The sequence below is a fragment of the Paenibacillus sp. FSL R7-0128 genome, assembly GCF_038002245.1.
Classification (GTDB): domain Bacteria; phylum Bacillota; class Bacilli; order Paenibacillales; family Paenibacillaceae; genus Paenibacillus_AQ; species Paenibacillus_AQ silagei.
The window spans coordinates 977,150-993,676 of record NZ_JBBOCD010000001.1; the positions used below are offsets into that span (position 1 = coordinate 977,150).

Sequence of the window (16,527 nt, forward strand, 5' to 3'; positions counted from 1 at the left end):
TTGCTACTAGCGGAAGTGCCGGTCCAGCGGTCACTATGTTGAAGTTTACAAGGTTTAATTATATCATAATGGCATGCTATTGACAGAATTTAGCTATGCGTTACGGATCTGCCATATCCGCCTAATTTCACACAAGAGGAGCCCTATTTATGCTTCGTAACGAACGTAATTTCAGTAAGGCCAAGAATAGACTGCAGCGCATATTGCCTGTATTGCTCATGATTCTATGTATCACTGTATCTCCATATGCTGCTTCGAGAGCCAGCGCGGCTTCGGCCGCACCCTCACATATTGACGCTGTGCTGCTGATCGATGTCAGCAACTCGATGAACAAGAGCGACAAGAACAAGATCGCCAATGAAGCGATGAAGATGTTCATAGATATGCTGTCCACCCAAGGCGATAAGGTAGGCATTGTGGCCTACACCGATAAGGTGCAGCGCGAGAAGGCGCTGCTTGGCATCAAATCCGCCGGCGACAAGGAGGATCTGAAGAATTTCATCGACGGGCTAAGCCGCGGACCTTACACGGACCTGGCGGTCGGGATGGAAGAAGCGGTGAAGGTGCTGGAGAACGGCAGCGATCCCGGCCATGAGCCGATGATCGTCATGCTGGCCGACGGCAACAATGACCTGAATGAAGCCAGCGGCCGGAAGCAGTCCGATTCCGACAAGGAGCTGAAGGCGGCAGTAGAGGCTGCCAAGCAGAAGGGGTATCCCGTATATACCATAGGGCTGAATGCGGACGGCAAGCTGAACAAGAATATTCTGGCCGGACTGTCCAGCGAGACAGGCGGCAAGGCGTTCACTACGAATTCCGCGGATGATCTGCCGCAGATTCTCAGCGAGATTTTTGCCAGCCACTTAAAGCTGAAGGTGGTGCCGGTGCCGTCCATTACGGCAAACGGCGATTATCAGGAAGTTACAGTAGGTGTGCCCAATGGCAGCGTGCTTGAAGCGAATATCTCGATCATGTCCTCGAAGCCGGTGACGGCGAAGCTCAGTAATCCTGCGGGGAAGGAAGTAGCGATTCCCTCCGATAAAGTGCTGTTATCCAAGTCGTCCAGCTATACGCTGATCAAGCTTCTGTCGCCGGAGGAGGGAGACTGGAAGCTCCAGGTCAAGGGTGTGCCGAAGGATAAGATCGATATTAATCTGGTATTCAACTACGATCTGGAGCTGAAGCTGGATGCTCTGCCCTCCAAGTCTTACGGCAAAGGTGATACGGTGGATATCTCCTCGCATCTGTTCAGCAATGGAACAGAGGTAACAGAGAGCAGCCTGTACCAGGATATGAAGGCCGTGCTGCTGGCTACAGATAAGGACACCGGCCAAGTGCAGGAGATTCCGCTGGATAACTCGGGTGCCGAGTTCAAGGGTGCTTTTGAAATCAAGGATAATCATGAATACGAGCTGAAGGTCCGGGCCGAAGAGAGCAGCTTCTATCGGGAGAGCGATGTGCTGACCATCAATGCCAAGACCGGAACGGTGGCGACCACCCCGCCGTCAGCAGGCACTCCTGCGGGCGAAGAGCCTGCTGAGGAGAAGACCTCGAACACGCTGTACTATATCATCGGCGGCATTGTGCTGCTGCTGGCTGCTGCAGCCGCATTCTGGCTGCTGCGCAGTAAGGCGAACCGGGGGTTCGTCGGACAACTGGTGGTGGAAGTGGTGGACGGCAACACCGGAGAGAAAACCTATCCGCAGTACAAGAAGCTCGCCGCCTTCCGCGGCAAGTTCACTCTTCACCAGCTCCTGCAGCTTGCTCCCGAACTTAAGGAGAGCGAAAAGCTGGTCTTTACCCCGGGAACCCATGACCGGCTTCTGCTGCGCGGAGGCGAAGGGATCTCGGTGGAACGCTCGGGGCGTGCTGCTGATCCCTCGCGGGGCCTGGAGATGAAGAGCGGGGACCGGGTAACGGTCTCTCTGCAGACGGTAGACAAGACGATTCTATTGGAATATTTGATCTGATAAGCAGGCTAAGTGTATGCTCCCGAAGCGATCATGCGAAGTGATTCGGGATGTGTAGGCTATCACAACTTTTGGGGGAGAACCTATGAAACCGGTAGTAAGAGAACATATTCAACAGCTGGATGTATCGCTTGGCGGAGGAATCGTCAGCGACAAGATCAGAGTGGATACCATCGACAACCCGATCCTCATTATCGGGCTTGGCGGCACGGGCATCGATGCCCTGCTGCGGCTCAAATACCAGATTAACCGCCGCTTCAAGCTGCCTGAAGATCCGTTGTCCAAGAAGAAACGGGATAAGCCCGACAACGTGGAGTTCCTGGCGTTCGAGACCAATGAACAGGACCGCGGCAAAAAATACAAGGGCATCGGCCTCGACCCGCAGAATGAATTCGTTCTGCTGGCCAATGCCGAGATCGGCGGACTGCTGCAGAACCGCAGCATCCTGGATTCTTACATTACAGACTGGCTGTCGCCGGAGCTGAGCATCACAGACGGGATGAACGGAGCCGCCGGGGTGCGTCAGGCCGGACGTCTGCTGCTGTTCACGAAGATTAACCAGGTGGTTGCCGCCATCGACAAGAAGATCAAGACGCTGTCTGTCGGCACCAGCAAGAAGCTCATGGTCTTCCTGCTTACCGGTCTGTCCGGCGGAACCGGCAGCGGGGCGTTCCTGGATATTGCCTACATCGTGCGCGGCATTATTGAGCGTGACTACGGCGCAGCCGGGATAGACCGTGTCAATACGCTGGGCTATCTGTTCACACCGGACGTCAATCTGTCCAACAAGAGCCTCAGCGAGCATACCCGCGAATATATCCGCAAGAACGGGTATGCCGCGCTCAAAGAGCTGGACTACTGGATGAACGTGGACAGCCGGGGCGAACGCTTCCGCCAGAAGTACGGCAATATTCTGAGCGTCAACTCGCCGCTGCCGCCGTTCAATCTCTGTCATCTCATCTCCGCAACGAATACGGAAGGCAAGCTGCTGGAGAACGCCTACGATTACTGCATGAACGTGACGGCTGAGAATATCACCAACTTCATGGCCAGTGAAGAGAAGGCCTCCGGCGAGGAGTTTGCCATCCATGACTATATCAGCAACATCCGCACGAACATTGCCCAGATGAACAAGACCTATCCTGCCAACTATGAATACAACATTATCGGGGCATCCTCGGCCGTGCTGCCGATTGAGGAAATGACAACTTACCTGGCTTACCGTCTCTTCGACAAAATGGACAAGATGTTCCATCACGCCCCGAATCAGGAGGATGTGGAGAAGATGGCGCGCAAGCTCGGCATCGATCTTGATACGATGATCAAGACGTTCGAGTCCCGTGTGCCGGAGCCGCTGCCGGGTTATCAGAACAGCGAGCGCCTCAGCCATGCCAATGTCGTCAAGAATCAGGTCGTCAGCATGGATACGGAGCTGGAGCAGAACTTCCTGGCCCGTGCGCGTGAGGAATATATCAAATCCAAGAAGCAGCTTCCGGGTGAGATTGCCGGACGGTTCGGCGAAGAGCTGGAGCGCATCTTCCTGCATCCTGAGCAGGGGCCGTTCTATGTGTCGCGGCTGCTGTACACCGAGAAGGGCTTCTGCATCCTGAAGCTGATCCAGTCTTATATTGAAGCGCTGCGCGAGAGTCTCTTGCGCCTGCCGCGTGATATTGAGACCGCACAGGAGAGTGCAGAGGATAAGCTGGGCGATGCGCGGAGCGCTTTTGTGTCCAAAGAGAAGAAGAAGAACGCCTATATTGAAGCCAAAATCAATGAATACTGGCTGCATGCCGATGTGGAGCGCACCGAGCAGATGATCCAGTTCTATGAGGATCTGTATGAGCTGCTGAATGAAGAGAACAGCCGGATCTACGGTGTGTTCACCGAGATTCTGACCGCGCTCAGCTCGATCTTCGAGAAGAACGGCGACATTCTGATTAACGGCGAAGAGCAGGCCGACCACAAGGGCAACAAAACCTACTATTGGAATATCGTCAACGTGCCGGATATCTCGGCGACCATCTCCAAAATCATGGACCAGAAGGACGGCGATGATCTGATCCGTGACTTCACACGTGAGATGCTGAAGCATTCCGGGCGCTGGGTAAGGGAGCAGGAGATTGATATTGTCCGCTCCATATCCGAGTTCCTCAGCGACAAGTTCGGGGACCTCATTACCCGTTCGATGGAGGATTTCCTGGTGATGAAATACGGGCGCGAGGAACCGCTGGATAAGTTCGTGGAGCGGATTATTGCCGGGCGTCTGGATGAGGATGCGGTGCCGATTTTCCACCTCAGCAACAGCTCCGGCAGTCTGCACTTCCCGTCCTGGGGCTTCGTCTCTGTGCCGGTGAAAGCGCCGGGGATTCTGAAGGGTGTGCGGAATTATCAGAACAATGCACTCGGTAAATCGCAGTTCACGATCAAGGAGAGCGAGGTCAAGAACCGGATTTTCTGGCTGAATACACGCAACGGGGTGCCGCTGTTCGTCTATACGCCGCTGCGGGTGTACGAGGAGAACTACGAGCGGACCATTCTCGACAAGGAAGGCATCGGCCGCCATCTGGTGATGACCGATAAGGACAACTGGACCTATCTGCCTTCGCCGATCCCGGAGAAGTCCTGGGGCGATACGTATGCGAATCCGCGGGTCCGTGAGTACAATGCCAGGGTGCGGGCAGATTTCGGCCGGGCGCTGGAGTCCGGTGTGATCATAGAGAAGGGTGTGGACGAGAACACCAGCAGCCGCTTCTCCGTGATCTTCACGAAGCCGCTGGATCTGGGCAAGCTGCTGGGTGCTTATGATCTGCAGCTGGATGCGCCGCGTCCGAATCTGGGTGAAGTGCGCAAGGCCGCTGAGGAGCTCAAAGCACTCCGCACAGCAGGTATTGAACGTGAAGCCGTGAAGGATATCTTCGGCAGTATTAATCTGGAGCTGGCCCAGGAGAACCTGATCCGTTCCCCACAGCTCATTGCCCGTGTCCGTGAGGAGCTGGCGAAATACGATGCGCTGGCGGCCAAATCTGCGGAACTGGAAGCGCTGGTGCATCAGCATCTGGATGAAGACAAATGGCTGGACCAGTTCATTGAGGCGCTGTACACCGATACCATTACCAAAAAAGGCGCGCTCTATGTCTATGACCGTGACGAGGACGAGGATGCCTGGGAGCCGTTCGCGAATCTGATGAAGGAACGCAGCTATGTGGAGTATGCCGTCTACCGCCATTTCCGTGAGCTGGATGAGAAAAGCCGCAGTCTCCTGCTCCGCAAGGCAGCGCGCCGGGCCGGAGAAATGACGGCAGCTGAAGATGTAACTCCGCTGCTGTATAAGCTGGAAGGGATGTATGTCTCGTTCCTGGAGGCACGTGACGCTCTGGAATATGAGCGGGTAGAGCATGCCAACGGAGATGAAATGTACGGCTTCTACAAGAGCCTGACCGGCAAGCTTGGCAGCATCCGCAGAAAGCTGAAGTAGGCCTATGATCAGAGATCAGGCCTTACAATATGCTGAGCAATACGCTGCCCAGGAGGAAGCACAGCATAATAAGGGGGATGGGCGCAGCAGTATCCATTACCCTGCGCTGTTCCTGTTTCTGGGCGATAAGGTGACCCCGGCCATCGGTCCGGTGCTGGAACGCTGTCAGCGTAAATGGGACAATGTAGGCGGCGTGATGGCACTGCATGCCGGTTCGCATAACGGCAGCGGCAGTACGCAGGAGAAGGAGGGGGTCAAGGGGCGGATCGGCAGCGGTAACAGCAGTGTCCATGAACGCGTGATGCACATGACCCTGCCGGATACGGCAGGGCGTGATCCGCGTACGGTCCGGCGTGAGCTGTACCGTGAATTTCATGAGGATAGCCAGTATTTAGCCGGAATGAACCGGACGCTGCGTCAGTTAAGCAACAGCATAGCGGATTACGGGCGGCTGTATTCTTCTTTTGACGTCATCCATCTGTCTGTCATTACACGGGTCGATGACCCGCAGAATGTGCTGATGCCGGAGATCGTGCTGCTGGCCCGCGCCATTCTCAGCCAGTCGTTCAAATCGGTACAGATTGATCTGTACGCGCTGATTAACGAACGTGAGCAGGGGGATAACTTCGGCTATTCCAGCTCGGTCGGGCTGGCTTGTCTGCGTGAGCTGGACGGGATGCAGGCGGCGGATTATGCCTTAAGCGCTCCGCTGCTGGTGACGGAGGAAGGGCTGTCCATTCCCGTGACGCATGGTCCTTCTCCGCTGTTCGATTTGGTCTATCTGCTCTCCGACAAGAATGAGCGCGGACTGATGTCGGTCCATGGCATGGACGACAATTACGAGATTATCGCCCACATCAGCCTGCTGAAGAACCGGGTCCGGCCTGCGGCCGATCAGGCCTCCGGGCACGGCGGCTACAATAATATGACGTTCAAAAGCGGCATCCGCGGCAGCACAGGCAGACAAGGCTATGCGTCTGCCGGCTTCTCGGCGGTGCGGCGGCCGAACCGCCAGATTGCACTGGCGGTGCTGTACCATGCACTGCATTATCTGTCCGGGCGGCTGCGTGCAGGCCATACCCGGAGTCTTAAGGAGCGGCAGGCGATGCTTGGCCTTGGAGCCGATACCCTGCGGGACCGCGCGGCGGAATTGCTGCCGGAGCAGTCCGCTCTCGCCGAGATGACCGGGCTGATGAGCCACGGGCGTCCGTCCTATTCACAGCTGCGGATGCTCTCGCTGCGCGAGGCTGAGGAGCTGCTGTTCGGGGAAGGGGCGCAGGCTTACTTCCGCAGTAATTTTGCGGAGGTGTCTGCTCGTAGAGCTGCCGGGATTGATCCGGCCCGGGAGTGGGCCGGAGTGCTGGCTGCCGAGGAGGCGGGAGCCTCCCCGGTCACCTTCTACCAGCTGGCGGAATGGACCAGTGAGAAGACAGGTGAGGGAGGCAGCGTCCTGCAGGCCTTGCGCCAGCATATGGGCGGACTACGTTCCGCTCTGCTCTCCGGTCAGGAGGAGCTGGAGCGGCTCTATGCGGAGAGCGTGGAGCGCCAGCCGTTCCAGCGGGTGCCGCTGCTGGACAAACGGACGGTGCGCAATTTCATTCATTACCTGTTCGAGTCTGTCTACGGCAAGAAGTATGAGCTTCTGCTGCTGGAGAGCGAGCTGGCCCTCTGTCTCCGCTATGACGCTGCACTGGAGCAGCTGCATGCAGATAGCAAGACCAAGGTTGCGAAGATGGAAGCACTGGAGGAAGAGCTGCAGAGTGTCGCTCTGGCCAGCATCGGCCGCAGCAAGGAGACGGTAGATCAGAATATTATGGAGTACTACCGCACGGTGACGGATGAGGTCATGAAGGACATCGAAAACCGGCGCGGGGCGGGGATCTTCTTCAGCGAGCGGTTCATGGGCAGTCTCTCCGGGCTGCTGGTGAACGGAGGCGGCCAGGCGTTGGCTGAGCGGCTGATCGGGCTGTGCCGCCGGGAGCTGCTTACGGCGGGTCCGTTCACGCTCCCGTTCGAGGAGGAACTGCTGCGGCGCGCTAATGTTGCAGCCGCTTACGAGAACCGGGATATCGTCTCCAAGGAGGAGCTGTTCAAGCAGCTCTACCGCAGTCTGGAGGAGGAGGCGGCGATGAATGTTCGCCTGTTCGAGTATACGCAGGAGCACCGGCATGAGGAGAAGTACTTCTTCGGTGACAGCTCCTCCGAATTCCTCCGCTACGCCTTCAGCGCGGACGAGACCACCCGCATCTACCGGCTCGGCTTCGTGCATGAGCAGCGCCGCAGCGGCGTGGAAAAGCTTAACCTGATGGGCGGCTTCCACCTGGAGGACCTGCTCTACTACCGCAACGGTAAGGTCTATTACGAGACTTATGCCGGCAACGGATACCAGCTCCACGGTCTGGAAGAAGAGCAGCTGCCGGAGATGCGATGAGTAGGGAATAGATGGGATGAGTGCTGATGAGCAGAGCCGGGATGAGATGAGCGGAGTGCTGTGAGCGGAGACTAGATTAGATTAGATGAGTGGAGTGCTGATGAGCGGACTAGATTAGATGAGTGCTATGACAAACTATTATATTAGGTCAGACTATCACAACCATATTAGGTCAGGCTAACACAACCGCAGGATCTATAGTCCACGCGAGTTCGGCGGCTGACCATGTGCTGCTGAGAGTGGGCTGGATGGCGGGATGAGAGGGATAAATCCCTTTGGTGCTGGTGGAAGTGGGCTGGACGGCGGGATGAGAGGGATAAATCCCATTAATGCTGGTGGAAATGGGCCGGATGGCGGGAAAGAGAGGGATAAATCCCTTTAATGCTGGTGGAAATGGGCCGGATGGCGGGAAAAAGAGGGATAAATCCCTTTAATGTTGCTGAAAGTGGGCTGGATGGTGGAAAGAGAGGGATAAATCCCTTTAATGTTGCTGAAAGTGGGCCGGATGGTGGAAATAGAGGGATAAATCCCTTTAATGTTGCTGAAAGTGGGCCGGATGGTGGAAAGAGAGGGATAAATCCCTTTAATGTTGCTGAAAGTGGGCCGGATGGTGGAAACAGAGGGATAAATCCCTCTGGTGCTGACGTGTGTAAGTAATAGTGATCTCGATTTCGCCGTACGCGCGCCAGATGAGCACTAGTGCCCCTGATTTCAGCGAAAGTGTGCAAAACCACCAAATGATGAGCACTAGTGCCCCTGATTTCAGCGAAAGTGCGCCAAACCAGCAAATGAGGAGCATTAGTGCCCCTGATTTCACCGAAAGTAGGCCGAACCACCAAATGAGGAGCACTAGTGCCCCTGATTTCAGCGAAAGTGCGCCAAACCAGCAAATGAGGAGTATTAGTGCTCCTGAATTCTCCCGAAAGTGCGCCGAACCAGCAAATGAGGAGCACTAATGCCCCTGATTACAGGGGTGCGGCCGAAATCCGAGGGCTCACCATAATAATGCCCATGCTCCGGGTCCCGGACGCGGGTACGGGCCTACACTAACAGGCTTTGTAGGACAATTCTCATTCATTCTGCTGCCGGATGTGCAATAGAATGGAATGGGGAAGCGTGTGTTGATCAAGCTTTTCCCGGAAAGGATGAAATGCAATGCAGCGAAAAATCAATCTGCTCCTGCTGCTGTTCAGTCTGCTCGGCGCGGGTGTAGCGTTCGTGCTCGGTGAGCTGCTGCTGGACCGCAGGCCGTATGATTTACCTCAGATGGTGCTGGTCGGCATCTATTTTGCCCTCTTGGCCTTATGTGTTGGAATAGGCGCTCTGGTGGCAGAGACCCTCTCGCCGAGGCTGAACGGACAGTCCTGGAAGCTGCGTTACCTGGGGACCTCGTGGAAAATGTTCCCGCTCATGGTCGTGCTGCTGCTTGGCGTGGGCACGCTGACCGAGTTCGTGTACGAGCTGAACTTCGGCGGCAGCAAGCCGGTTAAGAATGTCGTCATGGTGATTGACGATTCCGGCAGCATGATGCAGAGCGATCCGTCAGACCGGCGCTACGCGGCGGCCAAGAATCTGGTGCAGCAGCTCAAAAAAGACAACAAAGTCGCTGTAGTCACCTTCAGCAACGAGGCTTCCGTGGTCCAGCCGCTGCTCCCGCTCTCCAAAGCGGCGAACCGCGAGAAGGTCATGGAGGTCATCAGCAGTCTGAAGACGACCGAAGGCGGAACGAACATCAGCGGCGCGCTGGCCGAAGCGATGAAGGTGATTCATGAAGACGGCGCGGACCGCGGGGCGATGGTTATTCTTTTATCCGACGGCGTCAGCCAGTTCAATACCTCTACGGAGCTGACAGACTATGTGGCGCGGGGAATTAAAGTAAATACGATCGGGCTGGCCCTGGATGATCCGTCCGGCGCAAGTCTGCTGCAGAATATCGCCAGCGGCACCGGCGGACAGTATTATGATGTGGCCGATGCGAACCGGCTTGGCGATGTATTCCAGCAGATTTATGACCGTCTGGGCGACCGGACACTGCTGACCGAGCGCAGCGACCAGACCGCGGACAGCCCTTATTATGCTGTGGTGCGTGTGCTGGCCTTGATGCTGCTCGGCACGGCGCTGGGTCTGGGCCTTGGCATTGTGTTCGATAACCGCCATCTGGCCCGGAGCTTCAGTATCGGGGGCGCGGTATCGGGACTTGTGGCGGGGCTGATTCTGGAATCGGGCCTGAACGGCGACACGCTCTGGGACCCTATGACCCGGCTGCTGGCGCTGCTCGTTCTGGCGGCTATTCTCACCTTGTTCACATATATCGTGCCTGTAGGGGAAGGGCGCCTGTCGCGCCGGGGAAGAGCTGCCGGAGCTGGTAATGCGCCTGCTGACAGTATTCATTCACCCCGCCGTAACCGCGGCAGTAAAGGGTTCTAAGCCAGATGCAGGGAAAGGGGCAGGTTGCCATGAAGTACGCCGAGGCAGACGCTGGAGCACCGGTGATTACCGAAGTTGTATCCAGAGTGGAGGACCGGTTCTGTACGCTGCGCTGGCGCTGGCCGGACGGTGTACAGGCGGTATATATTCATAAGGCCTCTGCGGAGGCACCGGACAGTCATGAGCATCCGCCTCCGGGCATGAAGCTCTATACGCGTGAAGAGTACAAAGCGAATAACGGGTACCGGGACCGGCTGGACGAGATCGGGATGGTGGCTTATACCATTTACGTGCGGCTTAGCGGGAATGGGGAGACGCTGCTGGTCCGCCAGCAGGATGGCGGTAACCGGGCGCTCGTCAGCGCGGGTAAAGCGAGGATCTACTACGCGGTCCAGCACAAAAAAGGGTTATTCAGCAAGCTGAAAACCGTGCAGATGACGATTACTGCCGAGGTGCCGGTGCCGAAGGAAGTGCTCTGCTACGTCAAAAAGCGGGATGCGCACCCATCCTCCAAGGAGGACGGTGCAAGGTTCCCGTTCGTCCAGGACTTCGCTCCCGGGCGCAACCAGCTCCCGCCGATTGAGGTCGGCAAAGACGACTTTATCCGTATTTTTTTCACCGATGGGCCTAAATACGGGGCGTATTATGAGCTGGTTCCCGAGTGAGCGGGAGCAGCATACCGGGTGCTGACACAACCCTGAGGAGGATGAGAGATGTCTTTTTTTAGCCGTTTCATGAAGAAGAATCAGCCCGCAGCGAGGCCGCTGTATTACGATATTGTATGCCCGTTCTGCTTCACGCGCTTTGAGCCGGAGGAAGTGGTGTTCCGGGCCATGCACAGCCGTGAGGATGATGAGAATTATGCGCTCGGTGAGGATGATCTGCTGAATAAATACCGGGAGCGCTTCGGCCTCGATACGGTAGATGATATGGAAGCGGTTCTGCATCCGGCGGATATCCCGGAGGAGTACCATCATTATACCGACAACGTGCTGACCGGGCTCACCGACCGCTATGGAGTGATGACCCGCAGACGGCTCTGTCCGTCCTGTCATAACGAGCTGCCTGTAACAGCCGGCAAGGTGCCTAGCAATATTATCTCGATTATCGGAGCTTCCCAGGTCGGGAAGTCTGTCTATATGACCTCGCTGATCCATACGCTCCAGCATACAACGGCAGGGCATTTCGACGCAGCCTGTATGCCGCTGAATGCCGAGATCAGCCGCAAATTCCGCACCCTGTATGAGGAGCCGCTGTTCGAGCGGGGGGATCTTCTGGCGTCTACCCAGAAGGAGAAGATGCAGGAGCCGTTTATTTTCCAGTTCGTGTTCAAGGATGAGTCCAAGCCTCCGCTGACGCTGGTGTTCTTCGATGTGGCCGGTGAAGGCATGGTCGATCAAGATTATCTGGGCTTGCACGGCCAGCATATCAAGAACTCCGCAGGGATTCTGTTCATGGTCGATCCGCTGCAGATCCGTTCGGTCCGGGAGAAGATCCGCATTAACTTCGGTGACCGCCCGGGAGAGTGGGTATCGCAGTATGATGAGCCGCGTGATGTGGTGCTGACTATGTTCGGTGATTTCATCGCTTATCAGGAGAAGAGCAAGACCGAGATTCCGACCGCAGTCGTCCTGGCCAAAAGCGATATGCTCCACTCCCTCAAGGATGAGGATGGCGACTACATCAAGTCGAACAGCAATGTGTTCAACAACTATGTGCACCGCAAAACGCTGAACCTGAACGAGTTCCACAACATCGACGGTGAAATACGGCGCTTTATTGAGAAGGTGGACCGGCCGTTCAAGGATACGATGGATGTGTATTTTGCCAATACGGGATATTTCGCCGTGTCTGCGCTGGGCAGCAATCCGGTCAATCAGAAGGTGGAAGGCGTAGTCAGTCCGATCCGGGTCGATGAGCCGTTCATCTGGCTGCTGCACAAGCTGAATTATATTGAGGGGAGCGACGGGCCGTGAACAGATTCTCAGGGTCCATGATCACCCAGCAGATGTATACCCGCGAGCGCCGGGGCGTATACCGGTCTACAGAGGGCTTCGATACGGTAGCGAAATCGGAGAGTCTCGATAATAATTTTGTCAAAAAAATTCTGCATCCCTTCTGCCTCTACGATGCCCCGGCTGAGCTTACGGCACGCGGCGAGAAGGATGAGGAGCTGTATCCGGCTGCGCTGCATCTGTTCCATACGGAGAGCAACGAGACAGTGATCGGAGAGAGCCGTTATCTGGCGGCGGATTTCACGGGTCAGCGGAGCGCTTTTTTTGCCCATAATTTCGTGGTGCCGCCTATCCGCTCCGAAGAGATTGTCGAGGGGTATGGAAGCTGGCTGCATGCGGGGTTTGCCCGGAGCTATGAGGGAGAGCCTGGCGGAACCCTGCCTGAGCTGGATTCGATTCCTGTGGCAACCCGCGAGCTGGACGAGCCGTCTGATCCGCGTACGGTGCTGTCAGGTCTAGGATTCACAGAAGAGCTGTTCAAGGCCCTGCTGCAGGCGGTGATGCTGTCCGTAGCCGGGAAGAAGAAAATCTATGTAGCGCTGGATGTGCCGATCAGTGAGTTGTCGCAGCGTGCGGCCCGGCTGACGGAGGTTCTCTTCGCTGCGCTGCCGTATGACTTCCGCCGCAGGCTGGGAGTGATCACGTATGCCAAGGAGCCGCAGAGCCGCAAATACATTCACCTGACCTTCGTGGAGAAGGGCTCTCTGCGTCCGGGCGACCGCAATATTGAGAAGGATTATATCTTCGATCTGGCCGGCGCAAGGTTCCTGAATACCGACTTCGGCGAGTCGCGGCAGATCTATGCCGATCTGGCCTGGAAGACGCTGGTGGAGAAGGGCGGAAGCCTCCGTGATTTCGCTAAGTTTGCCGACAGCCTGCTGCTCGGGGAGAGTGCGGAGCGTAAGCTGTCGCTGGCGCTCTACAATGAGCTGGCGGTCTTTTATGAAATCGAGCAAGGTAATGAAGCCCTATATACAGACAACAAGAACGCTATACTCGGCGGCCTGCTGTCCTATCTGAAGCCGGAGGGGAAGCTGGATTCGCGGGTGCGGCTGAATGATATGTTCCTGGAGCGGTTCGACCGCGAATATGATCTGATCCGTAAGAAGGGGATTCCGTCAACGGAGATCCTGGAACAGTTCAAGGCGTATTACGCGCTGCCGGGCCATAATTACCGGGTGAAGATCGTCGATTACTTCATCAACGGGATGCTGAACTGCCAGTCCGGGGGCCGGGAGGATGTGCTGGCGGCGGCTTACGGGATTATTGAGAGCGATGCGGAGCTTAGTGAGGCGTTCTTCAAAAAAGTGCTGTCCCAATCTCTCTTCCGCAGGGCGCTGTTCGAGCCGTATCTGGAATCCCGGCTGGCTGCCGCTGCCGGAACGGCGGATATCCTCCGCCTCGTGGGCCACTTCGGCCGGAGTCTTCCGGAGGTGCTTCAGCAGGCAGCGGTACGGGATACCTTCAAGGAATATCTGCTGGAGAAGCTGCAGCGGGAATCCGATCCGGTAGCGGCGGTAACGGCTGTTCATGAAGCGGTCCAGCAGGCAGAGAAGCAGCGCCGCAGAGGCGGCGTATACCCGGAGGCCTTGTCCGTTATGGAGGAGCTCGGCACGGTTGCTGACCGCTTCCTGCTGAACCGGCTCTCGCTGGACGAGCTGACGATGGAGCAGCTGCTGGAGATCTCGTTCCTGCGTTACCGGGATACGGCAGATTGGCAGCCGCCGCTCGATGCGATTGCGAAGCGCAAATCGAATGCGCTACGCGCAGCCTACCGCTGGTTCGGGGAGGAGTCGCCGGACGAGGAGATTTTTGCCGGACTGACGCCGCGTGAGCTGGACGATGTACAACTGCTCGGTGCGCGGTGGCTGAAGGAAGCGCGGAGCCTGGAGCCGTTCGACCGGCTGCCGCTGGCCTTTTATCACAGCAGTGAACGTGAAGGCGGGCCGCTGGATTATGATGCGCTGCTGGATCTGGTGGTCCGCAAGGCGGGCAATGATAAGGAGACGGTGTACCGGTTCCTGGACTGGTCACAGCATAGCTGGCTGTTCGCAAGCTCTGGCAAGAAGCTGTGGCCGAATTACAAGCGGGCCGTGCTGAGATACTTCCTGGAGAGCGACCGCGAGGCGTTCAAGAACCGGGAATTCCGCAAAAACCATCTCGACACAGCAACGCCTGCTATGCAGACTGTCTACAATGAAGCCCGCGCCCAGCTGGCTTCGCCGCTGGCGCGGTGGGTCAGCCGCAGCCGATTTCAAATCCTGATCTCAGGGAGCATCCTCGGGATCATTCTGATTGCGGCGGTTATCCTGCTGAGCCAGCTAGGGGGACGCGGCAAGGATACAGCTGCGCCGGTGGCCAGCCCCAGCCCGCTTCCGGCAGTGACCGGACAAGCCGCTGTAGCGGCCCCGGTCTCTGTCCGGCTTGTCGGCGGTGACGCGGGGACTGACGGGAATAGTAGCGGTGATGAGGGAAGCGGAGAAGCGGGTAAGAATAACGGCGTTAAGCTGTTGTTCAGCTTCACTGATGCTGCGGAATGCTCCGCCTTCAAGCCGGAGCGGATCGGCGTGGAGTCCGCCAGCGGCGTTACGGACTACGAGGTTAAGGCAACGGTTAGCAGTTGCCAGGGTGAAGCAGGCGCCGGAGTGGATGGCGATGCGAAGAGTGAAGCAGGAGCCGGAGTGGACGGCGATGCGAAGGGTGAGACAGGCGCCGGAGTGGACGGCGGTGCGAAGGGTGAAGCAGGCGCCGGAGTAGACGGCGGTGCGAAGGGTGAGGCAGGCGCTGGAGTAGACGGCGGTGCGAAGGGTGAGGCAGGCGCCGGAGTAGAAGGCGATGCGAAGGGTGAGGCAGGAGCCGGAGTAGACAGCGATGCGAAGGGTGAGGCAGGAGCCGGAGTAGACGGCGATGCGAAGGGTGAGGCAGGCGCCGGAGTAGACAGCGGCGCGGATAGTGGAGCTGCCGCCTCTCCAGCGGCGGCGGGGACTCCTCCGTCACGCGTCTACGAGGTGACGGTGGAGCTATCAGCAGGCGCGAAGCTGGCAGCAGGTGATATGATCACCGCCGGAAGATACTCGCTGAAGCTGGCGGCAGATCCGGGCAGCGCCCCGGAGGCCACAGCTACAGCCGCGCCTAGTGCGGAGCCGTCCGCTTCCGCAAGCCCGGAAGCGGACACGGACGCGGAATAACACAGCGGCAACAAGCAGGCTGCGTAAGCTTTTAACTAACGCGATCGGATAATGCAATCGACTGCCGCAATTGATTGCCGCTACCGACCAACACAATCGACTAATGCTACCGACTGATGCAATCGACCAACACAATCGACTAATGCTACCGACTCACTCAACTGACTGACGCTACCGAGTGTCGCTTTTAACTAACGCTATCTAGTAACGCTCCTTAGTCACTCAGCCGACTTATACAACTAACTGATGGTTTTGACTCGATACCAAGTGATGGTACTGAGTAGCATTGCTTACAGTGATAGGTGTACTCTATACAACTAAAAACAGTAAAAAGGAAGGCACACCTCTCCTAACTGTATTCTATACAACTAAATTTGCCCGAATGGGCCAAAAAGCGGATACGGAAGCATTTTAGATGCACGAAATACAGCTAAAAGTACATTTGTCAGTAAATCAGACGATTTAGTTGTACAGATTGCATTTAAGCATAACGTTTGGAGCTAGAACAGTACCTTAGTTAGTCGGGGTACGGCAGCTCCCCAGCAAGCTAGGGGATTAAATGAATGCTGATTAGTTAGGACCTGATGATCGACTTGCGGTAGCTGATCTGCTGTGGGCGCATACAGCGCGGCATGGTGGGCTGGTCAGAGCCTGGTGCATACTACTTTATGTAGTACAATGATTTGCGCTTCGGCAGGCTGATACGAGCATAAAGTAATTAGTTAAGTGTGTTAGTGTCCGAATGAAGCTGCTCGATTGCACTTTGTACACTAGAATGAGGCATATCGAGCCTAATATGGTGTTCTGTTGTATTCGGTACATTAGATTTTGGGAATTTGGCCCGGCGGAGGGTTATTTGCCACAATCGATTGTATAAAATGCAGCAGAATGCGTTATCGGCCGCTTTTACACGAATTCTAATGTACATAATACAATCGCCTGCTGCCGCTGTCTCCGCTAGTACCGCCAACGCCTTAATTAACAGCAGAAGAGTCACTCCATAGTCCTGAATAGTACGATG

8 protein-coding genes are annotated in these 16,527 nt (G+C 56.5%); all 8 read left to right on the plus strand.

Annotated features, from left to right (window positions below; genetic code table 11):
* Positions 1-149 precede the first annotated feature (149 nt).
* Positions 150-1,970, plus strand: a complete 1,821-nt coding sequence (locus NST26_RS04055) for a vWA domain-containing protein (protein ID WP_340978630.1) — start codon at positions 150-152, stop codon at positions 1,968-1,970.
* Positions 1,971-2,055: 85 nt separating this feature from the next.
* Positions 2,056-5,445: a tubulin-like doman-containing protein gene (locus NST26_RS04060; protein ID WP_339253814.1), complete on the plus strand. Its 3,390-nt coding sequence runs from the start codon at positions 2,056-2,058 to the stop codon at positions 5,443-5,445.
* Between the two features lie 4 nt (positions 5,446-5,449).
* Positions 5,450-7,876, plus strand: coding sequence for a transcription initiation factor TFIID (locus NST26_RS04065; protein ID WP_340955846.1), 2,427 nt, complete (start codon positions 5,450-5,452; stop codon positions 7,874-7,876).
* A 402-nt stretch (positions 7,877-8,278) separates the two neighbouring features.
* Positions 8,279-8,533, plus strand: a complete 255-nt coding sequence (locus NST26_RS04070; RefSeq protein ID WP_340955844.1) for a hypothetical protein — start codon at positions 8,279-8,281, stop codon at positions 8,531-8,533.
* A gap of 498 nt (positions 8,534-9,031) precedes the next feature.
* Complete coding sequence (locus tag NST26_RS04075; protein WP_340955841.1) at positions 9,032-10,303, plus strand: vWA domain-containing protein; 1,272 nt, start codon at positions 9,032-9,034, stop codon at positions 10,301-10,303.
* A gap of 29 nt (positions 10,304-10,332) precedes the next feature.
* Complete coding sequence (locus NST26_RS04080; RefSeq protein WP_340943941.1) at positions 10,333-10,968, plus strand: beta-mannanase; 636 nt, start codon at positions 10,333-10,335, stop codon at positions 10,966-10,968.
* Positions 10,969-11,016: 48 nt separating this feature from the next.
* The gene (locus NST26_RS04085) at positions 11,017-12,279 is read left to right on the plus strand and encodes a hypothetical protein (RefSeq protein WP_209877174.1); all 1,263 of its coding nucleotides are present in this window, start codon (positions 11,017-11,019) and stop codon (positions 12,277-12,279) included.
* Positions 12,276-15,506, plus strand: coding sequence for a GAP1-N2 domain-containing protein (locus NST26_RS04090; protein ID WP_340955839.1), 3,231 nt, complete (start codon positions 12,276-12,278; stop codon positions 15,504-15,506). Before NST26_RS04085 ends, NST26_RS04090 begins: the two co-directional genes overlap by 4 nt.
* The last annotated feature ends 1,021 nt before the right edge of the window (positions 15,507-16,527 follow it).

Coding starts and splice junctions, on each gene's coding strand:
- NST26_RS04085 (WP_209877174.1), top strand. CDS start 11,017: ATGTCTTTTTTTAGCCGTTTCATGAAGAAGAATCAGCCCGCAGCGAGG.
- NST26_RS04080 (WP_340943941.1), top strand. CDS start 10,333: ATGAAGTACGCCGAGGCAGACGCTGGAGCACCGGTGATTACCGAAGTT.
- NST26_RS04055 (WP_340978630.1), top strand. CDS start 150: ATGCTTCGTAACGAACGTAATTTCAGTAAGGCCAAGAATAGACTGCAG.
- NST26_RS04065 (WP_340955846.1), top strand. CDS start 5,450: ATGATCAGAGATCAGGCCTTACAATATGCTGAGCAATACGCTGCCCAG.
- NST26_RS04075 (WP_340955841.1), top strand. CDS start 9,032: ATGCAGCGAAAAATCAATCTGCTCCTGCTGCTGTTCAGTCTGCTCGGC.
- NST26_RS04060 (WP_339253814.1), top strand. CDS start 2,056: ATGAAACCGGTAGTAAGAGAACATATTCAACAGCTGGATGTATCGCTT.
- NST26_RS04070 (WP_340955844.1), top strand. CDS start 8,279: ATGGCGGGAAAAAGAGGGATAAATCCCTTTAATGTTGCTGAAAGTGGG.